At 46.5% G+C, this 228-nt stretch carries 1 protein-coding gene; it reads right to left on the reverse strand.

Annotated elements, in window-relative coordinates:
- On the reverse strand, positions 1-228 hold a 228-nt coding region (locus R0K30_RS23990; protein ID WP_410613593.1), incomplete at both ends, for an AMP-binding protein.

Raw genomic sequence — 228 nt, forward strand, 5'->3', positions numbered from 1 at the left:
GATTTTGATAATCGGTAACTTCCAGAAGATGATGCTGCAATAATAAGATAGAGACGTTAGAATCCTCAAGCATATAATGGATGCGTTCTTTCGGATAATCCGGATCGATCGGTACGTAAACGCCCCCGGCTTTCAAAATAGCAAGGATGCCTATCACCATCTCCGGTGAACGTTCCGCCATAATGCCGACAAGCTCCTCGGCCTGAAGTCCTTTGGCAACCAAGGTTC

It is taken from the genome of Bacillus sp. SIMBA_154 (assembly GCF_046536015.1).
GTDB lineage: Bacteria > Bacillota > Bacilli > Bacillales > Bacillaceae > Bacillus > Bacillus pumilus_P.